This is a genomic window from Melaminivora sp., from assembly GCF_032059615.1.
In the GTDB taxonomy this organism is placed as follows: domain Bacteria; phylum Pseudomonadota; class Gammaproteobacteria; order Burkholderiales; family Burkholderiaceae_C; genus Melaminivora.
Map to the genome: position 1 here is coordinate 14,771 of NZ_DAMCAM010000016.1, position 21,337 is coordinate 36,107.

Annotated in this window: 17 protein-coding genes; 12 read left to right on the plus strand and 5 right to left on the minus strand. The window is 70.7% G+C overall.

The features are described 5' to 3' along the window. Positions 1 to 147: 147 nt before the first annotated feature. The 9 genes from RT051_RS05245 (at position 148) to RT051_RS05285 (ending at position 10,032) form a co-directional block, all read left to right on the plus strand. Entirely contained in the window at positions 148 to 828 is a 681-nt protein-coding gene (locus RT051_RS05245) for a glycosyltransferase (protein ID WP_313073092.1), read from the plus strand. Then, complete coding sequence (locus tag RT051_RS05250; RefSeq protein WP_313073096.1) at positions 825 to 1,883, plus strand: acyl-CoA dehydrogenase family protein; 1,059 nt, start codon at positions 825 to 827, stop codon at positions 1,881 to 1,883. The genes RT051_RS05245 and RT051_RS05250 overlap by 4 nt, the downstream gene beginning before the upstream one ends. After that, positions 1,883 to 2,635, plus strand: a complete 753-nt coding sequence (locus RT051_RS05255) for a PIG-L family deacetylase (protein WP_313073101.1) — start codon at positions 1,883 to 1,885, stop codon at positions 2,633 to 2,635. Before RT051_RS05250 ends, RT051_RS05255 begins: the two co-directional genes overlap by 1 nt. After that, complete coding sequence (locus tag RT051_RS05260) at positions 2,625 to 3,254, plus strand: SAM-dependent methyltransferase (RefSeq protein WP_313073105.1); 630 nt, start codon at positions 2,625 to 2,627, stop codon at positions 3,252 to 3,254. Before RT051_RS05255 ends, RT051_RS05260 begins: the two co-directional genes overlap by 11 nt. Before the next feature lie 110 nt (positions 3,255 to 3,364). Further along, a complete protein-coding gene (locus tag RT051_RS05265; RefSeq protein ID WP_313073111.1) occupies positions 3,365 to 3,646 on the plus strand; it encodes a hypothetical protein in 282 nt (93 codons plus the stop codon). Positions 3,647 to 3,922: 276 nt separating this feature from the next. Next, positions 3,923 to 7,393 (plus strand): response regulator, encoded by a 3,471-nt coding sequence (locus RT051_RS05270; protein WP_313073117.1) that lies wholly within the window; start codon positions 3,923 to 3,925, stop codon positions 7,391 to 7,393. A 31-nt stretch (positions 7,394 to 7,424) separates the two neighbouring features. After that, entirely contained in the window at positions 7,425 to 8,258 is an 834-nt protein-coding gene (locus RT051_RS05275) for a protein-glutamate O-methyltransferase CheR (RefSeq protein ID WP_313073121.1), read from the plus strand. Next, complete coding sequence (locus tag RT051_RS05280; protein ID WP_313073125.1) at positions 8,255 to 8,842, plus strand: chemotaxis protein CheB; 588 nt, start codon at positions 8,255 to 8,257, stop codon at positions 8,840 to 8,842. Before RT051_RS05275 ends, RT051_RS05280 begins: the two co-directional genes overlap by 4 nt. Further along, positions 8,839 to 10,032: an ATP-binding protein gene (locus tag RT051_RS05285; protein ID WP_409520548.1), complete on the plus strand. Its 1,194-nt coding sequence runs from the start codon at positions 8,839 to 8,841 to the stop codon at positions 10,030 to 10,032. The genes RT051_RS05280 and RT051_RS05285 overlap by 4 nt, the downstream gene beginning before the upstream one ends. Positions 10,033 to 10,061: 29 nt before the next feature. On the opposite strand, the gene RT051_RS05290 is transcribed toward RT051_RS05285, so the two are convergent. From RT051_RS05290 to cphA (RT051_RS05305), 4 genes are all read right to left on the minus strand, one after another. Further along, complete coding sequence (locus tag RT051_RS05290; protein ID WP_313073128.1) at positions 10,062 to 10,436, minus strand: response regulator; 375 nt, start codon at positions 10,434 to 10,436, stop codon at positions 10,062 to 10,064. A 215-nt stretch (positions 10,437 to 10,651) separates the two neighbouring features. Beyond that, positions 10,652 to 11,128, minus strand: coding sequence for a CreA family protein (locus tag RT051_RS05295; RefSeq protein ID WP_313073132.1), 477 nt, complete (start codon positions 11,126 to 11,128; stop codon positions 10,652 to 10,654). Then, positions 11,125 to 13,722: a cyanophycin synthetase gene (gene cphA, locus RT051_RS05300; protein WP_313073135.1), complete on the minus strand. Its 2,598-nt coding sequence runs from the start codon at positions 13,720 to 13,722 to the stop codon at positions 11,125 to 11,127. The genes RT051_RS05295 and cphA (RT051_RS05300) overlap by 4 nt, the downstream gene beginning before the upstream one ends. A gap of 104 nt (positions 13,723 to 13,826) precedes the next feature. Continuing rightward, on the minus strand, positions 13,827 to 16,019 hold the full coding sequence (gene cphA / locus RT051_RS05305) for a cyanophycin synthetase (protein ID WP_313073140.1): 2,193 nt from the start codon (positions 16,017 to 16,019) through the stop codon (positions 13,827 to 13,829). A 272-nt stretch (positions 16,020 to 16,291) separates the two neighbouring features. Between cphA (RT051_RS05305) and RT051_RS05310 the strand changes: the two genes are divergently transcribed. The 3 genes from RT051_RS05310 to RT051_RS05320 all read left to right on the plus strand — a co-directional run bounded on the left by RT051_RS05310 (position 16,292) and on the right by RT051_RS05320 (position 19,790). Further along, a complete protein-coding gene (locus RT051_RS05310; RefSeq protein ID WP_313073143.1) occupies positions 16,292 to 18,628 on the plus strand; it encodes an ABC transporter ATP-binding protein in 2,337 nt (778 codons plus the stop codon). Positions 18,629 to 18,661: 33 nt separating this feature from the next. Next, positions 18,662 to 19,138 (plus strand): DUF1854 domain-containing protein, encoded by a 477-nt coding sequence (locus tag RT051_RS05315; protein ID WP_313073146.1) that lies wholly within the window; start codon positions 18,662 to 18,664, stop codon positions 19,136 to 19,138. A gap of 202 nt (positions 19,139 to 19,340) precedes the next feature. Continuing rightward, entirely contained in the window at positions 19,341 to 19,790 is a 450-nt protein-coding gene (locus tag RT051_RS05320) for a hypothetical protein (RefSeq protein WP_313073149.1), read from the plus strand. A gap of 142 nt (positions 19,791 to 19,932) precedes the next feature. Here RT051_RS05320 and gspF read toward each other — a convergent pair whose 3' ends face one another. Then, complete coding sequence (gene gspF / locus RT051_RS05325) at positions 19,933 to 21,162, minus strand: type II secretion system inner membrane protein GspF (protein WP_313073152.1); 1,230 nt, start codon at positions 21,160 to 21,162, stop codon at positions 19,933 to 19,935. Positions 21,163 to 21,337 lie beyond the last annotated feature (175 nt).

The following is a 21,337-nucleotide window of genomic DNA, read 5'->3' on the forward strand; positions in this document are numbered from 1 at the left end:
GCACAGTCGCCCGGCACGGATGAGCTGACCCCTTCCTGTCCTACGCGGGGCAGGCAGGGAGGATTCCTACGATGGGCCAGTCTGCCATCCACGAACGACTCCCATGCCCCATCCGCGCCCGCTGCAACCCTTTTTCCTTGCTCTGCCATGCTGGCCGTCGTAATCCCCGCGCACGACGAGGAGCAGCACCTGGGCGCCTGCCTGCAGGCCGTCGCCCGGGCGGCGGCCTGTCCGGCCCTGGGCGGCGAGCCGGTGCGCGTCATCGTCGCACTCGACGACTGCCGCGACGCCTCGGCGCGCATCGCCGCCGAGCATGGGGCGCAGCGCGTGCGCCTGCGGGCTCGCAACGTGGGCCGGGCGCGCGCCCTGGGGGCGGCCAGGGCGCTGGCCCAGGGCGCGCGCTGGCTCAGCTTCACCGACGCCGACAGCCTGGTGGCGCCGGACTGGATTGCCGCCCAGCTGGCCGAGGGCGCGCAATGCGTCTGCGGCACGGTCGAGGTGGCTGACTGGGCCGGCTTCGACCCCCGGGTGCGCAGCAGCTATGACGCCGCCTATCGCGACACCTGCGGACACCGCCACATCCATGGCGCCAACTTGGGTGTGTGCGCGCAGGCCTATCGCCAGGTGGGCGGCTTTGCCCCGCTGCCGGCGCACGAAGACGTGGCCCTGGTGCGGGCGCTGCAGGCCGGTGGCGCGCGCATCGTCTGGTCCAGCCGCCCTCGGGTGCGCACCAGCGCCCGGCAGGACTACCGCGCCCCCGAGGGGTTTGGTGCCTATCTGGCGCACCTGGCTGCCCGTCACGGCGTGCCCACGGGGGTGCCGGCATGAGTGGGCCGCCCCTGCCCATGCTGCTGCCGCAGCTGCGCCAGGCACTGGCCCTGCATGAGGGCGGCCCGCCCGGCCCGGCGCTGCGCCGGCTGGTGGCCGCCGGGCTGGACGGGCTGGCATGGCCGGCCTCTGGTCAGACGCTGGCGCGCTGGCAGGCACTGGCCGCAGTGGGCGGGCACGACCTGTCGCTGGCCAAGCTCTATGAAGGCCACACCGATGCGCTGGCCATCCTGCACGAACTGGATGCCGGCGCGCTGGTGGACGGCAATCCGGGCCCAGCGGCCACCTGGGCCGTGTGGGCCGCCGAGGCGCCCGGGGCGCGCGTGCGGGTGGATGTGGATGGGCAGGGCCAGGCACGCATCAGCGGCACCAAGGCCTGGTGTTCGGGCGCCCAGGCAGTCAGCCATGCCCTGCTCACGGCCTGGCCGGAGCAGGGCGCGCAGCCGCAGCTGGTGGCCGTGGCACTGGAGCAGCCGGGCGTCTCGATTTCGGAGGCTCCCTGGCAGGCGGTGGGCATGGCCGCCAGCGCCAGCGCCGATGTGTCTTTCATCCGGACGCCCGCCGCTCTGGTGGGCGCCCCGGGGGACTATCTCGCGCGGCCGGGCTTCTGGCAGGGCGGTGCGGGTGTGGCCGCCTGCTGGCATGGCGCTGCCGTGGCGCTGGGGCGGGCCCTGTACGCTGCCGTGCGGCGCGAGGAAGAAGGCGGCGGGCGACCCGATGCGCTCCTGCGCCGGGCGGCGCTGGGCCGGGTCGACCTGGCCCTGTCCGCGGCCGGGGCCGTACTGCGCGAGGCGGCCGGCTGGATCGACGCCCACCCACGGGACGATGCCCGCCTGGTCGCCCTGCGTGCCCGCCAGGGCGTGGAGGGCGCAGCGCGCAGGGTGCTCGACGAGGTCACGCGCGCGCTGGGCGCCACGCCGCTGTGCCGCGACGCGGCCTTCGCGCGGCACGCCGCCGATTTGCCGGTCTTCATCCGGCAAAGCCACGGCGACCGCGACGATGCGGCCCTGGGCGAGCAGGTGGCCGGCTGTACCCAGCCGCCCTGGGAGCTGTGATGGAGAGCGCCGCACGCCGCATCGAGGCGCCCCGCCTGGCGCCTGGCGCCTGGCAGCAGTGGCTGTCCGGCCAGGTGCCTGGCTGCGCGGTGCGGACACTGGTCGCGCCGCGCCAGCGGCTGGTGGTGCTGGCGCCCCACCCCGACGACGAGGTGCTGGCCTGCGCGCTGCTGATGCAGCAGCACGCGGCGAGCGGCGGCGCCGTGCAGATCGTGGCGGTCACCGATGGTGAGGCCAGCCATGCCGAGGTGGGCTGGCCCGTGCAGCGGTTGCAGGCCATCCGCTGCGCGGAGCGGCACGAAGGGCTGGCGCGGCTCGGCCTGGCGCATGTGCCCATCGTTCCGCTGCATCTGCCTGACGGCGGCGTGGCCCAGGCCGGTTCACGCCTGCACGCCGCGCTGCAGGCCCTGGTGGCGCCAGGGGACGTACTGGTGACTACCTGGCGGCTCGACGGCCACCCGGACCATGAGTGTTGCGGGCGTGTGGCGCTGGATGTGGCGCAGCGCACCGGCAGCGTTCTGCTGCAGGCGCCGGTCTGGATGTGGCATTGGGCCGAGCCCGGTGCGCCGGACATACCCTGGGAGGCGCTGCGCGCCGTCGGCGGCCCGCCCGAGGCGCAGGCGGCGAAGATCGCCGCCCTGCAGGCGCACCGCTCGCAGCTTCTTCCGCGCTCGCACCGGCTTGGCCCGGTGCTGGATGCGGCCATCCTGGAGCGCGCGCTGTGGCCACAGGAGTATTTCTTTGTCTGCTGATGAATTTTGCGCCCCGCAGGGCTGGGCGCCCACACGCTTTGCCGCGCTGTACGCGCACAGCCCCGACCCGTGGGCGATGGAGGGCAGCTGGTACGAAGAGCGCAAGCGCGCATTGCTGCTCGCCAGCCTGCCGGAAGCCCGCTACCGCCATGCCTTCGAGCCCGGCTGCGGCGCGGGCCTGCTGACGGCCGCGCTGGCGCCGCGCTGCGACCGGCTGCTCGCCTCCGACTGTGCGGCGCAGGCGCTGGTGGCGGCGCGCCAGCGCCTGGCCGACCAGCCGCATGTGGCGTTCGCCCAGCTGGCTCTGCCCGGCCCCTGGCCCCGGGAGGCCTTTGACCTGGTCGTCCTGAGCGAGTTGCTGTATTACCTCGCACCCGAGGCGCTGGAGGAGATCCTCGCCGGCATGCAGCAGTCCCTGCCTGCGCGCACGACGCTGGTGGCATGCCATTTTCGGCATGCCATCGCGGGCTGCGCGCTCTCTGGCGCTGCCGTGCACGCGCGCCTGCATGAAGCCCTGGGCTGGCCCCGGGCCGTCTCGGTGCGGGATGCGGATTTCGTGCTGGACGTCTGGGCCCGCGGCAGCGATGGCACGCTGGCCCAGAGGGAAAAACGGCTTTGAACGATGCGGCCTCTTGTCCGACAGTGATTGCACCTGCCGCCCGGCGGGCACCAGGGTCGGCAGGCAGGATCATCTGGCAGACACCGCGTTCACAATCAGGAGTACACGCCATGTCCGATCCGGCTCCGTCCCAGCCTGCCAGCGTCCAGCAGGAACTGGCCACCGCCCAGCGCGACCGCGCCCGTGACCAGGGGCGTTTCAACATGTACGGCATGCGCATCGACCCGCGCACCCAGGAGCCCGACCGTGCCAACCCCGGCAACGGCGATCACGCGCGCCGCTTCGGCGCCGGGGGCGACCTGTCCACCTATGCCAACCGCAGCCATGAGGGGGAGCGCGAGCTGCTGCCCGACCGGGGCTCGGACGCGCCGGCGCACAAGTCCATTCCCTGAGGAAGGCGCGCCATGCACCAGGCCTCGTCTCTCCCCGTGCCACACCCTCCGGCGCCGCAGCCGCATCCGGGCATGCCGCCGTCGCCCTGGCCCGATCCCATCCCCGTGGAGGACCCGCCTGCGCAGCCGGCTCAGCCCCCGGTGACCGATCCGCCCACGCACCACTGACGGGTACGGCCCGTCCACTCCCGCGCCTCGGCGCCTTGCCCTACAGGCTACCGGGTGGCCATGCCTCTATCATCGTGCGGCTTTACTTACCGCAAGTCACAGAGATAGATGCCTGCCACCAAGCTCCCTCCCAAGTCCGCCATCCGGCCCGGCTCGGGTCTGCCCGTGCGCATGTTGACCGGCTTCATCCTGGCTGCCGTGGCAGCCATGCTGATCGCCGTGCTGACCTGGCGCTCCAGCGAGGACCGGGCGGTCGTCGTCAGCGAGATGAATGACACGGTGGACGCCATCGCCCAGGTGCAGCTGGTCTGGGGCCACCTGCGCAATGCCGAGTCGGGCCAGCGCGGCTACCTCCTCACGGGCAACGACGATTTTCTCGGCCCTTACACCGTGGCTCAGGCCGCGCTGCCGGTAGAGCTGGAGAAGCTGCAGCTCTACGGGCGCGGCTCGCTGCTGCGCAAGCAGCGCTTCGACCAGCTGCAGGGCCTGGCCGCCAAGAAGATGGGCGAGCTCGCGCACATGATCGAATTGCAGCGCGAGGGCCGGCGCGACGATGCGCTGGCCGTCATGACCAGCGAGGGGCGCACCACCATGGAGAGCGCGCGCAGCGTGGTGCGGGAGCTGCTGGCCAGCGAGCGCGAGGAGCTGCAGGGGCGCCGGAGTGCCTGGGAGAACGCCTTCGGCACCGCCACCTATCTGGTCTGGGGCAGCACCGGGGTGCTGCTGGTGCTGATCTGCGTGTGGGGCTGGCTGGCGATCGTCGAGCACCGCGCCCGCGAGCGCGAGAGCTGGGTCAAGACCGGCCTGGTGGGCCTGGGGGCCCGCGTTCAGGGCGACCACCGCATGCACGAGCTGGCTCCCAAGGTGCTCGAGTACCTGGCGTACTGGCTCGACGCCAAGGTGGGGGCCCTGTACGTTGCGCAGGGGCATGACACCTACGAGCGCATGGGCGGCTACGCCCTCATGCCCGACACCCCGTCCACCATCCTGCATCCGGGGGAGGGGCTGGCCGGGCAGGCGATTCTGTCGCGCCAGTTCCAGCACGTGCGCGATGTGCCGGCAGGCTACCTGCCGGTGAGCTCCGGCACGGGGCAGGCCACGCCGGTCGAGTTGATCATCCAGCCCATCACGCTGGGCGGCGCAGTACTGGCGGTGGTCGAGCTGGGCCTGTTCACGCCCTTGGGCGAAGAGGGCAAGGACTTCCTGCAGCGCGCCGAGGAGCAGCTGGCGCAGGCCGTGCGTGGCTCCATGGACCGCATGCGGTTGCAGGCCCTGCTCGACGAGACGCAGCGCCAGTCCGAGGAATTGCAGGCCCAGCAGGAAGAGCTGCGCGTTAACAACGAGGAGCTGGAGCAGCAAAGCCGCGCCCTGCAGGAGTCGCAGTCGCTGATGCAGTCGCAGCAGACGGCACTGGAAGAGTCCAACGCCCAGCTGGAGGAGCAGGCCCAGGAGCTGGAGTACCAGAAGGAGCAGCTGCTGCGCACCCAGGACGCGCTGGAGACCAAGGCCGACGAGCTGTCGCAGGCCAGCCAGTACAAGAGCGAGTTTCTGGCCAACATGAGCCACGAGCTGCGCACCCCGCTCAACTCCAGCCTGATCTTGTCCAAGCTGCTGGCCGACAACAAGGGCGGCAACCTTTCGCCCGACCAGGTCCGCTACGCCCAGACCATCCACAGCGCCGGCAACGACCTGCTGGCGCTGATCAACGACATCCTGGACCTGGCCAAGATCGAGGCCGGCCAGACGCGCATGGAGATCGACGACGTCCACCTCGGGCGCCTGGTGCAGCAGGTGCTGGAGCCTCTGCGGCCCATGGCCCAGGAAAAGGGCCTGCAGCTGGGCGTGGAGATCGAGCCTGGCGTGCCCGAATGCGTCCAGTCCGATGCCCAGCGCATCGCCCAGATCCTCAAGAACCTGCTGTTCAACGCCCTCAAGTTCACCGAGCACGGCGAGGTGCAGCTGCGCATCTACAGCGGCGGCGCGGACAGCATCCACCTGGCCGTGCGCGACACCGGCATCGGCATCGCCGCGCACCAGCAGGAGCAGATGTTCGAGGCTTTCCGCCAGGCCGATGGCAGCATGCACCGCAAGTACGGGGGCACGGGGCTGGGCCTGTCGATCTCGCGCAACCTGGCGCAGCTGCTGGGCGGCAGCATCAGCGTGCAGAGCACGCTGGGCGAGGGCAGCGTGTTCACGCTGACGCTGCCCATCGCTGCGCCCGTGGCCGCGCCGCTGCCGGCCCTGGCGCCCCTGCCGCAGGCAGCAGCCGAGCCCGCGCAGCTGCCCGCCCCCTGGCGCAGCGCGCAGCCGCCCGCGGCTGCGGCCACCACCAGTGCACCCGCGCCGGCCAGCAGCATGCCCGAGGATGACCGCGCGCGCATCGAGCCGGGCCGCCGCCTGATCCTGGTCATCGAGGACGACCCGCACTTCGCCGGCATCCTCTACGAGCTGGTGCACGAGATGGACTTCCAGTGCATCGTCTGCGGCACCGGCCGCGAGGGCCTGGCCATGGCGCAGCAGCACCTGCCCAGCGGCGTGCTGCTGGACATGAACCTGCCCGACTACTCGGGTCTGGGCGTGCTCGACCAGCTCAAGCACGATCCGGCCACGCGCCATATCCCGGTGCACGTGATCTCGGTGGCCGACTACTCGCAGAAGGCGCTGGAGCAGGGCGCCGTGGGCTATGCCCTGAAGCCGGTGGAGCGCGACGAGCTGGTGGAAGCACTGCAGCGCATGGAGGCCAAGTTCACCCAGGGCATGCGCCGCCTGCTGGTGGTGGAGGACGACGAGCGCCAGCGCAAGAGCATGTGCGCCCTGCTGGCCGCCGATGACGTGGAGATCCGCAGCGCGGCCACCGCGCAGCAGGCGCTCGCCCTGCTGCGCGCCGGCAGCTTCGACTGCATGGTGATGGACCTGAACCTGCCCGACCTGTCCGGCTACGAGCTGCTCAAGCAGATGGCCGAGGAGGGCGACATGGCGTTCCCGCCGGTCATCGTCTATACGGGCCGTTCGCTGTCGCGCGAGGAAGAGCACGAGCTGCGCCGCTACTCCAAGTCCATCATCATCAAGGACGTGCGCTCGCCCGAGCGGCTGCTCGACGAGGTCACCCTGTTCCTGCACCGGGTGGAGTCGTCGCTGCCGGCCGACCATCGCCGCCTGCTGCAGCGCGCGCGCGACCGCGAGGAGGCCTTCGAGGACCGCACCATCCTGGTGGTCGAGGACGACGTGCGCAACATCTTCGCCCTGTCCAGCGTGCTCGAGCCCACTGGCGCGCGCGTGCAGATCGCGCGCAATGGTCGCGAGGCACTGGAGCAACTGAGCGCAGCCGGCGCAGCCGGCCGCCCGCCCGTGGATCTGGTGCTGATGGACATCATGATGCCGGAGATGGACGGCCTCACGGCCATGCGCGAGATCAGGAAGCGCCCCGAGTGGCGCCGCCTGCCCATCATCGCGCTGACTGCCAAAGCCATGAAAGACGACCAGGACAAATGCCTGGCCGCCGGTGCCAGCGACTACATCGCCAAGCCCCTGGACGTGGAGAAGCTCCTGTCGCTGGTGCGCGTGTGGATGCCCAAGTGAGGCCCCGGCCCGGACCTGAGGAAGCTTTCGTTTGCCGCACACCCGCAAGACCTTCGAGATCGAGCAGCACCTGCTGATCGAGGCCATCTACCGGCGCTACCACTACGACTTCCGCAGCTACGCCCAGGCCTCGCTGCGGCGCCGGCTGCAGACGGCGCTGGTGCGCTTCAACTGCAGCACCCTGTCGCAGCTGCAGCACCTGGTGCTGCACGACGCGGCGGTGTTCCCCGAGCTGCTGCAATACCTCACCGTGCAGGTCAGCGACATGTTCCGCGACCCGGAGTACTTCCGGGCCCTGCGCGAGAAGGTCGTGCCCATCCTGCGCACCTATCCGTCGCTCAAGATCTGGATCGCCGGCTGCAGCGCCGGCGAGGAGGTCTGGTCCATGGCCATCCTGCTGCGCGAAGAGGGCCTGCTCGAGCGCTCGCTGATCTACGCCACCGACATCAACCCTGCCGCCCTGCAGAAGGCCGAGGCCGGTGTCTACGAGATCGAGCGCGTGCCGGGGTTCACCGAGAACCATGCGCGCTCGGGCGGGCGCTCCTCACTGTCGGAGTACTACAGCGCCGCCTACGGCCGCGTGGTGTTCGACAAGAGTCTGCGGCGCAACATCGTCTTTTCCGACCACAGCCTGGCCACCGACAGCGTGTTTGCCGAGATGCAGCTCATCTCCTGCCGCAACGTGCTGATCTACTTCGAGCGCGCGCTGCAGGACCGGGCCGTCGGGCTGTTCCACGAATCGCTGTGCCGCCGCGGCTTCCTGGGCCTGGGCACCAAGGAGTCGCTGCGCTTTTCGGCGCACGCCGCGCAGTTCGACGAGTTCGCGCCGCGCGAGCGCATTTACCAGAAGGGGGTGGAGCCATGACGGCGACGCCCCTGCCCTGCGCCATCGCCATCGGTGGCTCGGCCGGCAGCATCGAGGCGCTGGGCGAATTGTTGCCCGCGCTGGCGCCGGGCCTGGCCGCGCCCGTGATCGTGGTGCTGCACCTGCCGCGCGAGCAGCCCAGCCTGCTGTGCGAGATCTTCGCGCCGCGCTGCCGCCTGGCCGTGCGCGAGGCGCAGGACAAGGAGCCACTCATGCCGGGCACCATCTATTTCGCCCCGCCCGACTACCATTTGCTGGTGGACGCGGGGCCGGTGCTGGCCCTGTCCATCGACCCGCCGGTGCTGTTCTCGCGCCCCTCCATCGACGTGCTGTTCGAGTCGGCCGCCGACGTCTATGGCGCTCGCCTGACGGCGCTGTTGCTGTCCGGAGCCAACGCCGACGGGGCCCAGGGCCTGGCCACCGTGCAGCGCGCTGGCGGCAGGGCGGTCGTGCAGGCGCCCGCCAGCGCCCAGGCCAGCGCCATGCCCGAGGCGGCGCTGGCGCTGATCACTCCCGACCATGTGCTGCCCCCTGCGCGCATGGCACCCTTGCTCAACCACATCTACCCCGGGAGACCGTCGTGATCTTTGCTGCCCCGGCCCCACAGAACCTGCCTGGCACCGGGCCCTTTCCGAAGGAGCCCGGCACGCGCGTCAAATGCCTGCTGGTGGACGACGTGCCGGAAAACCTGGTTGCCCTGGAGGCGCTGCTGCAGGGCGAGGACGTGGACATCCTGAAAGCCGACTCGGGCGCTGCGGCGCTGGAGCTCTTGCTGACCCACAACGACGTGGCGCTGGCCCTGCTGGACGTGCAGATGCCCGAGATGAACGGCTTCGAGCTGGCCGAGCTGATTCGCGGCGCCGAGCGCACGCGCCACATCCCGCTCATCTTCATGACGGCGGGCGCGCACGACCAGAACCGCCAGTTCAAGGGCTATGAGAGCGGGGCGGTGGACTTCCTCTACAAGCCCATCGACCCGCACATGCTGATCAACAAGGCGCGGGTGTTCTTCGACCTGCAGCGGCAGAAACGCGCCCTGGCGTGCGAGCTGCAGCAGCGGACCGAGGCGCTCTACATCAACGAGATGTTCATGGCCGTGCTGGGTCATGACCTGCGCACGCCGCTGTCGGCCATCCTTGCGGCCACCGCCATGCTGCAGCGCCCGCTGGAGCCCGGCAAGGTGGGGCTGCTCGCAGCCAAGGCGCAACAGGCCGGCCAGCGCATGCTGGCCATGATCGAAGACCTGCTGGACGTCACGCGCGCGCGGCAGAACGGTGGCCTGGTGATGCTTGCCGCGCCCGGCGACCTGGCCCTGCAGGCCGAGCGCGTGGTGCAGGAGGTGCGCGCCGCCCATCCGCAGCGCGAGCTGCAGCTGCGCAGCAACGGCGACCTGCGCGGCTCGTGGGATGCGGCGCGGCTCGGACAGGTGCTGGCCAACCTGCTGTCCAACGCCATGCAGCATGGTGCAGAGGATCGGCCGGTGGAGCTGGAGCTCGATGGCAGCGGGGACGACGTCGTGGTCGTGCGCGTGGCCAATGGCGGGGAGATCCCGGCCGCCCTGCTGCCACGCCTGTTCGAGCCCTTCCGGGGGCGGCACAGCACGGCCGGGGAGCACAAGGGCCTGGGCCTGGGCCTGTTCATCGTGCACCAGATCGTGCAGGCCCATGGCGGACGCATCGAAGTGGTGTCAAGCCAGGGCCGGACCTGCTTTACGGCCTGGCTGCCGCGCACACCCGCGCTGCAGGAAGTGGCGGGCGACACCGGGCAGCCCTGAGCCGGTCCGCCGGGCCGTCCTGGCCCGGTTCAGGCGACTTTCTCGCCTTCGACCTCGGCCTGGATGCCCTCCAGCAGGGACTCCAGCACGTCGATGTCGAACGGCTTGTGCAGCAGATGCACCCGCGTGCCCAGATCGGGCAGCCCGTCGCTCACGTGATAGCCCGAGCACAGCACGACGCGCAAGCGCGAGTCGCGCGCCAACAGGATGCGGCACAGCTCGATGCCGGACATTCCGGGCAGGCTCACGTCGCTCACCAGCAGCTCGAACGCTCCCGGAACAGCAGCGTGGCCGAGGGCCTCTTCGGCGCTGGCGCAGGCCACGATGCTGCGGCCGGGGCCTTCCATCAGCAGGGTGATGGTGTCACGCAGCTCGCTGCTGTCTTCGACGTAGAGAATGCGCAAGGTGCTCGGTCCTTCCCAGGTGAGGAGTTGTGGATGGGTGGCGTCCATTGTGGACAGGCAAGGCAGAAAATCCTTGTAGGACTGAAACCCATGAGCTGCAAGAATACCCAAGCCGGAAAGCCGCATTCCCTGTGCCTGTAATGAGATGTAGCTATTGTTTCCATAGCTTGCATCCGCCCTTCACCCGCCCGGCCCGCACTGCGCGGCGGAGCCGCCTAACGCACCGGGATGGGCGTCTCGCGCGGCACGGGCACGGCCGACAGGCTGTTTTGCGGCGAGCCTTCGATCAGCTTGTCCGAATAGGTCAGATAGACCAGGGTGTTGCGCTGCGCGTCCACCATGCGCACCACGCGCAGGCGCTTGAACAGGACCGACATGCGCTCGCTGAAGACCTGCTGCTGGCGCGGCAGCGGTTTGTCGAAGGCGATGGGGCCGACCTGACGGCAGGCCAGCGAGGCCTCGGCCCGGTCCTCGGCCAGACCGAACGTGCCCTTCAGGCCACCGGTGCGCGCGCGCGAGACGTAGCAGGTCACGCCCGCGACCATGGGGTCGTCGTAGGCCTCGACGACGATGTCGTGGTCGCGGCCCAGCCACTGGAAGGCCGTGTCCACGCTGCCGATGCGCTCGGACTGGGCCGCCGCGGCGCCGGCCGCCAGCACCCCCGCCAGCACGGCCAGCCGGGCCGGCCTCATGACGCCACCCCGGCCGGGGCCTGGCCGGCTTCGGCGCAGCGGCGGGCCAGGTGGGCCAGGGCTTCTTCCACCTGATCCACCAGTACCAGGCACAGGTCGCCCGGCGCCAGGCGCGCCAGCGCATGGTCGATGGCGGCGAACTCGCCCTGGATCTCGGTCACGTGGCGGGTGCGCCCTGCGCCCTCCAGGCCGCGGCGCAGCAGGGTCAGGACCTCGCCGTCGGCACGCCCGCGCTGGCAGGCGTCCTGGTAGAGCACCACCTCGTCGAAGGCCGCGCCCAGGATGCGCGTCTGCTCGATGATGTCCTCGTCGCGCCGATCGCCCGCACCGGAGATCACCACGCTGCGCCGCGCCCCCGGCAGGGCCTGCACGGCCTGCACCAGCGCGTGCATGGCGTCCGGGTTGTGGCCGTAGTCGGCGATCACGGTGGCGCCGCGGCAGTCCATGACGTTGAAGCGCCCGGGGGCGTTGTCGCTGTCGTTGCGAAAACCGGCCAGGCCCCGGCGGATGGTGTCCCACGGCAGGTCGAGGGCCCACGCCGCGGCCACGGCCGCCATGGCGTTCTCGACCTGGAAGGCGATGCTGCCGCCATGCGTGAGCGGAATGTCGCCCAGGGGCACGCTCTGGCGCCACGAGCCCTCGGCGGCCACGATCTGGTCACCGTCCACATAGACCACGCGCGCGCCCTGGGCGCGGTGCGTGGCCATGAGGGGGTGGTGGCGCTCGGCGGCAAAGTAGATGACCCGGCCCTGGCAGACCCCGGCCATGCCCGCCACGAGCGGGTCGGCGGCGTTGAGCACCGCCCAGCCGCCCGGCGCCACGTTCTGCACGATGACGCGTTTCAGCACGGCCACGTCCTCCACGGTGTCGATGAAGTTCATGCCCAGGTGGTCGCCCGCGCCGACGTTGGTCACCACCGCGACTTGGCAGCGGTCGAAGCCCAGGCCTTCGCGCAGGATGCCGCCGCGTGCGCATTCGAGCACCGCCGCGTCCACCTCGGGGTGGAACAGCACGTTGCGCGCGCTCTTGGGGCCCGAGCAGTCGCCGCTGTCGATCTGGCGGCCGGCCACATAGACGCCGTCGGTGTTGGTCATGCCCACGCGCAGCCCGTGCGAGGCCAGCAGGTGGGCAATCAGTCGCGTGGTCGTGGTCTTGCCGTTGGTGCCCGTGACGGCCACCAGCGGGATGCGCCCGTCCTCGCCCGGGGCGAACAGGGCGTCCACCATGGGCACGCCCACGTTGCGCGGCCGCCCGAAAGAGGGCGCCAGGTGCATGCGCAGACCGGGGGCGGCGTTGACCTCGACGATGCCGCCGTTCTGCTCCTCCAGCGGGCGCAGCATGGTCTCGCACACCACATCCACGCCGCAGATGTGCAGGCCGATGGTCTGCGCGGCCTCGACGGCGCGTGCGGCGATGTCCGGGTGCACGTCGTCGGTCACGTCGGTGGCGCTGCCGCCGGTGGACAGGTTGGCGTTGTTGCGCAGCACCACGCGCTGGCCCTGCACGGGCACGGACTCGGGCGTGAGCCCTTCGCTGGCCAGGCGCGCCAGGGCGATGTCGTCGAGCCGGATGCGCGTGAGCGCCGTGCCGTGGCCCGTGCCCCGGCGCGGGTCCTGGTTGACGATGTCCACCAGCTCGCGCACGGTGTGCTCGCCGTCGCCCAGCACCTGGGGCGGGTCGCGCCGCGCGGCGGCCACCATCTGGTGGCCCACGACCAGCAGGCGGAAGTCGTGCCCGGGCAGGAAGCGCTCGACCATGACCTCGTCGCCGAATTCCTGCGCCGTCCGGTAGGCCGCCTCCAGCTGTTCTCGCGTGCTGATGTTGACGGTGACGCCCTTGCCCTGGTTGCCGTCCTGGGGCTTGACGACCACCGGCAGGCCAACCTCTTCGGCGACGCGCCAGGCGTCCTGCGCGTTGGCCACCGGCCGGCCCATGGGGACGGGCACGCCGGCGGCGTGCAGCAGGCGCTTGGTCAGGTCCTTGTCCTGGGCGATGGACTCGGCCACGGCGCTGGTCACGTCCAGCTCGGCGGCCTGGATGCGCCGCGCGCGCGCGCCCCAGCCCAGCTGCACCAGCGAGCCGCTGGTCAGGCGCCGGATGGGAATGCCGCGCGCCACCGCGGCATCGACGATGGAGCCGGTGGACGGACCGATGCGCTCGTCCTCGTCGAGCTCGCGCAGCCGGGCGATGACATCGACGGCGTTGAAGGGCGCGTCCTGCAGCGCCGCCTGGACCAGCGCCTGTGCCTGCTCCAGGGCCAGCCGTCCCACGGCCTCCTCGGTGTACTCGACGATGACCTGCCAGGTGCCCGGCGCCGACGTGGCCTGGGTGCGGCTGAAGGTGACGGGGCAGCCGGCCTGCGCCTGCAGCTGCAGGGCTGCCGCCTCCAGCACGTGGGCCAGGCTCAGCGTCTGGTCGGCGCCGTGCGGCTGCAGCGCGCCGATGGCCGGAAAGCGCGCGCGCAGCCGGTCCTCGAAGTCGGGCAGGGCGGTGTGGTCGCATTCGCCCGGCTCGCACTGCACCACGGCTTCGATGGCGGTGCTGCGGGTCCAGAGGTTGGGGCCGCGCAGGGCGCGGATGCGGGTGATTTGCATGAGGAGACTTTCAGCAAAAACAGGGGTTTGTCCTTGCGGGGCCTGGAGGTTTAGCTATTTTTTCGGTAGTGCTGCGGCGTGGCGCGGATGCGCCCGGTCCGCCGTCACACGGAGTATTCGAAGGTCTTGATGCCCGCGGCGATCAGGTCCGGCGTGATGTCCAGTGCCCAGGCCGTGGCCACCGCGGCCAGCAGCGCCGACGTGTCGGGGCGCTGGCCGCCGGCCAGGCTCAGGGCGCCCAGCGTGCCCAGCGTGCGCTCGCTCGCGCCCGTGGCCAGGATGACCTGCCCGCCGCGCACGAACACCGCCCGGCCCTCGCCGCCGGCCCCTTCGGTGCGGCTGGCGGCGCGGTGCGCGGCGATGCGCGGATGGTCGGCCGCCGTCGAGTACAGCAGCACCTCGCCGTCGCACAGTTCGGCCAGGTCGGCCACCGGCTCGATGTCGGCGTTCAGGACGCCGGCGCCATCGGCCAACACCACGTCGATCTGCGTGCGCAGTACGCGGCGCATCTGGCCGATCTCGGTGATGTCGTGGTCGGCTAGCTGCTCGAAGCCTTCCATGTCGGTGACCACGCCGACCAGGCAGCGGTCGTAGGCCAGGCCCTCGTCCAGGATGGAGCGCGCCGTGGTCTGGATGACGGCGGCCTCGGCCAGCCGGTTGGTCAGCAGGCGGTGCGCGCCGGCCCAATGCGCGGCGCTGCTGGTCTGCGTGCGGCGGTTGGCCAGCACCATGCCCTCGCTGCTGGCCACGCCCGTGAGGCGCCCCGACAGCTGCAGCAGCCAGCCCACCAGCCGGGCGATGAAGGCGTTGCCCTGCGTGCCGGCAATGCCGACGATGGGGATGCGGCCGGGGCGCCCCGCGCCCTCCGTGCGCGGGAACAGGTGGTCGGCGATCGCCATGCCGACCGGCCGAGGCGCGCCGCTGGTGGGCATGAGGTGCATCAGCAGGCCCGGACCGGCGTTGACCTCCAGGATGGCGCCGCCCTGGGCCTTCATGGGTTGGGAGATGTCCTTGAGGATCATGTCCATGCCGGCAATGTCCAGGCCGACGATCCGGGCCGCCAGCTGCGCGTGGTAGGCCACGTCCGGGTGCACTTCATCGGTGCAGTCGATCGCCATGTTGCCGTTCCTTTGCAGCAGGATGCTGCGGCCCTGGTCGATCACGCTGTCGGGCGTCACGTCCTGGCGCTTGAGTTCCAGCTGCACGGCCGGCGCGTGCACGTCGATGGGGCTCAAGGGGTATTCCTGCTCCACGCCCCGGCGCGGGTCCTGGTTCTCCACTTCCACCAGCTCGCGCAGGGTGCTCCTGCCGTTGCCGGTGACGCTCACCGTCTCGCCGCGGCAGGCCGCGACCACCTTGCCGCCGACCACCAGCAGGCGGTGCTCGATGCCCTCGATGAAACGCTCGACGATGACCTCCGAGCCCTCGGGCTCGGCCAGGGCAAACGCTGCCTTGATGTCGGCCTCGCGCGACAGCTCCAGCGTCACGCCGCGCGCGTGGTTGCCGTCGGAGGGCTTGACGGTGACGGGCAGGCCAATGTCCTGCGCCACGGCCCAGGCCTCCTCGGCGCTGGCCACCACCTGCCCCTCGGGCACGGGCACGCCGCAGGAGGCCAGCAGGCGCTTGGTGAAGTCCTTGTCCTGGGCGATGCCCTCGGCGATGGCGCTGGTCTGGTCGCTCTCGGCCGTCCAGATGCGCCGCTGCGCCGCGCCGTAGCCCAGCTGCACCAGGTTGCCGTCGTTCAGGCGAATGTGCGGGATGCGCCGCTCGGCCGCGGCATCCACGATGCAGCCGGTGCTGGGGCCGAGGTAGCGGTCGTCAATGGCGGTCTTGATGGCCTGGACGGCGGCCTTCAGGTCGAAGGGCCGGTCGTTGATGGCCGCCATGATGAGCTGGTGGCCCTGCGCCAGCGCTACGCGCGCCACCGCCTCCTCGGGGCAGCGGAACACCATGCGGTAGACGCCGTGCCGGGACGTCTCGCGCGTCTGGCCGAACTCGGCCGGCATGCCCGAGAGGTTGAGCAGCTCGATGATGATGTGCTCGAGTACGTGGCCGCACCAGGTGCCCCCATGCAGGCGCTGCAGGAAGCCGCCGCGCTCGCCGATGCCGCAGGTGTGCTCGACCAGGTCGGGCAGCCAGGCGGTCAGGCGCTCGTTGAAGCCGGGGATCAGGTTGGAGGGGTAGTCCTCCAGTTCCTGCAGGTCCAGCCAGACCTCCAGGATGGGGCGGTAGGTCCAGACGCTGGGGCCACGCAGATAGTTGATGCGCAGCAGTTGGATATCTTGGAAGGTGGCCATGGTTTGTGGTGCTCGCCCGTTCTCGGGCGTCGGAAGGTGCAGCAGAAGGAGAGAAGGGCCGCCCTGCACGGGCCGCCAGCGTGCGGCGCGCTTCAGGGGCGAGTGGTGCGCGGGGGAGTATCACCCGCGCCGGGGTGGGTGGCTGTCAGCCCATGTCGGGCCGTGCGCGTTACACCGCGATACGGACGCACCGCCACCACGGCTGAGCCCCTGCGGGGAGAATCGGCGCAACGCCCTGCTGCGCCCCGGCCTTGCGGCCCTTGAACATCGACATGCAACATCATCCTTCTTCGGATGCCCTCGCGGGCCTGTCCGGATCCTTGGCGGCCCGGGCGCGGGAACTGCTCGCGCCTGGCGAAAACGTGCTGGCGGCCCTCGAGGTTGACCTCACGCCCGCGCTGCGCTTCGCCCCCGGCCTGCTGCTGCTCACCGACCGGCGCCTGCTCTCGCTGGACCTTGAAGAGGCGAGCGGCGGCCCCCAGGCCCAGCTCCGGCAGTGGCCGCTGGCCGCCGGGCTTGCCCTGCAGGCGCAGGAGCACGGCGGCGTGGGCACGCTGGCACTGCACGACCCCGACCAGCGGCTGGCGCTGTGGCGCTTTACCCAGGGGCGCAGCCCGCAAGCCATGCGCCTGCTGCAGCGCTTCGAGCAGCAGCTGGCGCGGCTGGGTGATCCGGCGCTGCCCGCCGCAGGCGACGCGCCCGAGGCCGCGCATTGCGCCGTGTGCGAGGCCCCGTTGCCGCCGGGTGCCCGCGACTGCCCGACCTGCGCGCGCCAGCCGGCGCCGCCTACCTCCACCTGGGTGCTGCTGCGGCTGTGGCGCTTCGCGCGGCCTTACAAAAAACAGCTGGGCGCGGGCTTTGCGCTGACGCTGGCCTCCACCGCCGCGTCGCTGGTACCGCCGTACATGACCATCCCGCTCATGGACGAGGTATTGATTCCCTACCAGAGCGGCCAGCAGATCCCGGTGGAGCGCGTGGCGCTGTACCTGGGCGGCCTGCTGCTGGCGGCGCTGCTCGCCTGGGGCCTGGGCTGGGCGCGTACCTACATCCTGGCGCTGGTCTCCGAGCGCATCGGCGCCGACCTGCGCACCACGACCTACCAGCACCTGATGCGCCTGTCGCTGGACTACTTCGGCAGCAAGCGGACGGGCGACCTGATGGCGCGCATCGGCTCGGAGACCGACCGCATCAACGTCTTTTTGTCGCTCAACGCGCTCGACTTCGTCACCGACGTGCTGATGATCGTGATGACGGCGACGATCCTGTTTTCCATCAACCCCTGGCTGGCGCTGGTGACCCTGGTGCCGCTGCCCTTCATCGCCTGGCTGATCCACACCGTGCGCGACAAGCTGCGCACCGGCTTCGAGCGCATCGACCGTGTCTGGAGCGAAGTGACCAACGTGCTGGCCGACACCATCCCGGGGGTGCGCGTGGTCAAGGCCTTCGCCCAGGAAAAGCGCGAAGCCGAGCGCTTTCGCGCGGCCAACCAGCACAACCTGGAGGTCAATGACCGCCTGAACAGGACCTGGAGCCTGTTCTCACCCACGGTTTCGCTCATGACCGAGATTGGCCTGCTCATCGTCTGGGCCTTCGGCATCTGGCTGGTGGCCAGGAACCAGATCACCGTGGGCGTGCTGGCTGCCTTCATCGCCTACATCGGGCGCTTCTACATGCGGCTCGACTCCATGAGCCGCATCGTCTCGGTTACGCAGAAGGCCGCGGCGGGTGCCAAGCGCATCTTTGACATCCTGGACCACGTCAGCACCGTGCCCGAACCGGCCCACCCGGTGCAGCTCGGGCAGGTGCAGGGCGCCATCGAGCTGCGCGGCGTGGGCCTGCGCGCCAGCAGCCGCATGATCCTCAAGGACGTCTCGCTCAACATCCGCCCCGGCGAGATGATTGGCCTGGTGGGCCACAGCGGCTCGGGCAAGAGCACGCTGGTCAACCTGATCAGCCGCTTCTACGACGTGACCGACGGAGCCATCCTGGTCGATGGCGTGGACGTGCGGCGCCTGGCCGTGGCCGACTACCGCAGCCACATCGGCCTGGTGCTGCAGGAGCCTTTCCTGTTCTTCGGCACCGTGGCCGAGAACATCGCCTACGGCAAGCCCGACGCCACGCGCGAGGAAATCGTTGCCGCCGCGCGCGCCGCGCACGCCCATGAATTCATCCTGCGCCTGCCGCATGGCTACGACAGCCTGGTGGGCGAGCGCGGCCAGAGCCTGTCGGGCGGCGAGAGGCAGCGCATCTCGATCGCCCGGGCGCTGCTGATCGACCCGCGCATCCTGATCCTGGACGAGGCCACCTCGGCGGTGGACACCGAGACCGAGCGCGAGATCCAGCGTGCGCTGGACAACCTGGTCAAGGGCCGCACGACCATTGCCATCGCCCACCGGCTGTCCACGCTGCGCAAGGCCGACCGTCTGGTCGTGCTCGATCGCGGCGAGATCATCGAGGTGGGCCCGCACGACGAGCTGATGCAGCAGCAGGGCGCCTACTGGCGGCTCTACGAAGCGCAGGCGCGCCGCGCCGAGGAAGACGCCCAGGCCGCCGGCCTGCGCCTGGACAGCTCGCTGCTGCACCCGCGCCACCCCGCAGGCGATGCCTGACGCCCCGACGAACCGAATCGACCCGACAAGCCCATGCCCGAGCAAGACACCATCATCCTGACCCGCAACCCGCACGGCCGGCTGGTGCTGCGCCTGCCCGACGGTGCCGAACACGAGGGCGTCACCCCGGTGCGCGCCTTCCCCATCGGGGCGCCCGGCGAGGGCCTGTCGCTGGTGGGCAGCGACGGCCACGAACTTGCATGGGTGCCTCGCCTGGACATTCTGGACGCGCAGATGCGTGCGCTGATCGAGGAGGAACTGGCTGCGCGCGAGTTCCTGCCGCACATCACCCGCATCGTGTCGGTGTCGAGCTTTTCCACCCCCAGCGTCTGGCAGGTCGAGACCGACCGCGGCCCGGCCGAACTGGTGCTCAAGGGCGAGGAGGACATCCGCCGCCTGGACGGGCGCACCCGCCTGCTGATCACCGGCAGCGCGGGCACGCAGTTTCGCGTGGCGGACGTGGATGCGCTGGACCGGGCGTCGCGCAAGCTGCTCGAACGGTTTTTATAGCGCCAGGCCCAGGCAGCGCAAGGGCTGAAGGCTGAAAACACGGTTATGCCGAAGGCTGCGGAATCTAGGTGAAAACCCTTGGTTTCGGGGCAATCGCTGAAAAAGGCCTTAATTCACCCTTCTTTTTGCCGTAATGGTTGTACGACGAGGCGCTGGCTGCATCCAGCGCATTTGCCTTTTCTGCGCTGGATGGAGGCCCGCCATGCAACTGCCCCCTGTTGACCGATCGATGACATCCTGGCGTACCGTCGCCCCGGGCGCCGACCTGTATTCCACAGGCGCCGGCGGCGCCGTGCCTGTGCGGCCGGTGCAGGCGGCCAACCCCGTGGAGTCCACTGACCGCCTGGGCGAAGGCGCCATCGTGCGCGAGCCGAATCGGCCGTCGGACGTGGACCAGGAGAACCGTGACTGGACGCTGGCCGAGGCGAGGAAGGAGGCTCCCGAGCAGGTCGAGGAAAAGCCCCGCGAGCCGCCGCTGTACGAACAACTGCTGGAGTTCATCCAGTCCATGTGGCGCGCCAGCGGCAGCGCCGTGGAGGTGGCGCTGGAGGTCAACAAGACCACCCTGGCCGAGCGCATGGCCCAGCAGGTCCAGGACGATGAGCCGCTGACCTACGCCGATCCCAAGGTCAAGCGCACGGGCGGAGCCTGAACCGTCACGCTCCGTGATCGATAGCTGGACGCCCTTGACCCGCAAGGCTCAAGGGCGTTTTTTTATGGTGTATCGGCGGTGACGCACAAGGAGGCCGCCGCCACCCGACTGCGGCGCAGGATGGCCCTGCGGTCTGCCGCGGCTACTTGACGAACTGGTTGAGCTGGATGATGGGCATGAGCACCGCCAGCACGATCAGCATGACGACCAGCCCCATGCCGACGATGAGCAGCGGCTCCAGGATGGTGGCCAGCTGCATGGCGCGGCGCTGCACCTCGGTGCCTAGCTGCGCGGCCGCGCGCTCGAGCATCTGCGGCAGGCGCCCGGTCTGTTCGCCCAGGCGCGCGAACATGGACAGCAGGCCGGGAAAGCGTTTCTTCTGCGCCAGGGCCGACGCCAGCGGCGCGCCCTCGCGCACCAGCGCCAGCGCATCCAGCGCATCGGCACGCAGGGCGCGGTTGTTCAGCGTCTCGGCCGCCGCCTGCAGGGCCCGCAGGATGGGCACGCCCGCGCCGGCCAGCATGGCCAGGGTGCTGGCGAAACGCGCGGCGTTGTAGCCGCGTGCCAGGCGGCCCACGACGGGCAGTTTCAGCCACCAGGCATCGAATTTCTCGCGGAACGCGGGCCGCGACAGCGCCGCGCGCAGGGCGGCGGCGGCCAGCACCAGGACGGCGAGCAGCGCCCAGCCCCAGTTGCGCACGAAATCGCTCAGGGCCAGCATGGCCGCGGTGAGCAAGGGCAGGGCGCGCTTGCTGCCGGCGAACACCCCCGCCACCTGCGGCACCACGTAGCCCACCAGGAACAGCACGATCACGATGGCCACGACCGTGACGATGGCCGGATACAGCGCCGCGCCGATGAGCTTGGCGCGCAGCTGCTGGCGTGACTCCAGGTCGTCCGCCAGGTTTTCCAGCACCTCACCCAGCGAGCCGCTGGCCTCGCCCGCGCCGATCACAGCGCAGTAGATCTCGGAGAACTCGCGCGGATGCAGCGCCAGGGCCCGGGCGAACGGCGCACCGGCATTCACCTCGGCGCGCAGCGAGGCCACCAGGTGGCGCTGCGCTTCGGCGTCCGATTCCTCGGCCAGGGCGGTGAGGGCCCGCTCCAGCGGCAGGCCCGAACCCACTAGCCCAGCCAGCTGCCGCGTCCACACCGCCAGGCCCGTGGCGTTGAAGACCGGGCGGGTGAACAGGCGCGCGGCCAGGCCCGGCCTGGCGCCGTCCTGCGCATCTGCCGCCAGAGCCTGCACATCCAGCGGCACCAGCGCCTGGGCGCGTAGCAGGCCCCGCGCTGCCTTGGGACTGTCGGCATCGACCGTGCCGCGGCGCACGTGGCCTTCGGAGTCCAGGGCTTCAAAGGAAAAGGCGGGCATGCGAGGGGCGGCTTGCGGGTCTGCGGATGGGGCTTGCCATGGTAGCGCCAGTAGTCGGCCCAAGGGTGGCGTGGAAGCGGCGTGCGCCGTCGCCTCGGCCGGTAGGCCGCCCCACGGGCAGCCGGAAAAGCCCCTGCTGCGCCATGCCGCAGTGCTTCCCTGCGGCATGGCGGGG

Bases quoted from the DNA above. Each gene is read 5' to 3' on its own strand.
- RT051_RS05245 (WP_313073092.1), top strand. From the start codon at position 148: ATGCTGGCCGTCGTAATCCCCGCGCACGACGAGGAGCAGCACCTGGGC.
- RT051_RS05250 (WP_313073096.1), top strand. From the start codon at position 825: ATGAGTGGGCCGCCCCTGCCCATGCTGCTGCCGCAGCTGCGCCAGGCA.
- RT051_RS05255 (WP_313073101.1), top strand. From the start codon at position 1,883: ATGGAGAGCGCCGCACGCCGCATCGAGGCGCCCCGCCTGGCGCCTGGC.
- RT051_RS05265 (WP_313073111.1), top strand. From the start codon at position 3,365: ATGTCCGATCCGGCTCCGTCCCAGCCTGCCAGCGTCCAGCAGGAACTG.
- RT051_RS05270 (WP_313073117.1), top strand. From the start codon at position 3,923: ATGCCTGCCACCAAGCTCCCTCCCAAGTCCGCCATCCGGCCCGGCTCG.
- RT051_RS05280 (WP_313073125.1), top strand. From the start codon at position 8,255: ATGACGGCGACGCCCCTGCCCTGCGCCATCGCCATCGGTGGCTCGGCC.
- RT051_RS05295 (WP_313073132.1), bottom strand. From the start codon at position 11,128: ATGAGGCCGGCCCGGCTGGCCGTGCTGGCGGGGGTGCTGGCGGCCGGC.
- cphA (WP_313073135.1), bottom strand. From the start codon at position 13,722: ATGCAAATCACCCGCATCCGCGCCCTGCGCGGCCCCAACCTCTGGACC.
- cphA (WP_313073140.1), bottom strand. From the start codon at position 16,019: ATGGCCACCTTCCAAGATATCCAACTGCTGCGCATCAACTATCTGCGT.
- RT051_RS05310 (WP_313073143.1), top strand. From the start codon at position 16,292: ATGCAACATCATCCTTCTTCGGATGCCCTCGCGGGCCTGTCCGGATCC.
- RT051_RS05315 (WP_313073146.1), top strand. From the start codon at position 18,662: ATGCCCGAGCAAGACACCATCATCCTGACCCGCAACCCGCACGGCCGG.
- RT051_RS05320 (WP_313073149.1), top strand. From the start codon at position 19,341: ATGCAACTGCCCCCTGTTGACCGATCGATGACATCCTGGCGTACCGTC.
- gspF (WP_313073152.1), bottom strand. From the start codon at position 21,162: ATGCCCGCCTTTTCCTTTGAAGCCCTGGACTCCGAAGGCCACGTGCGC.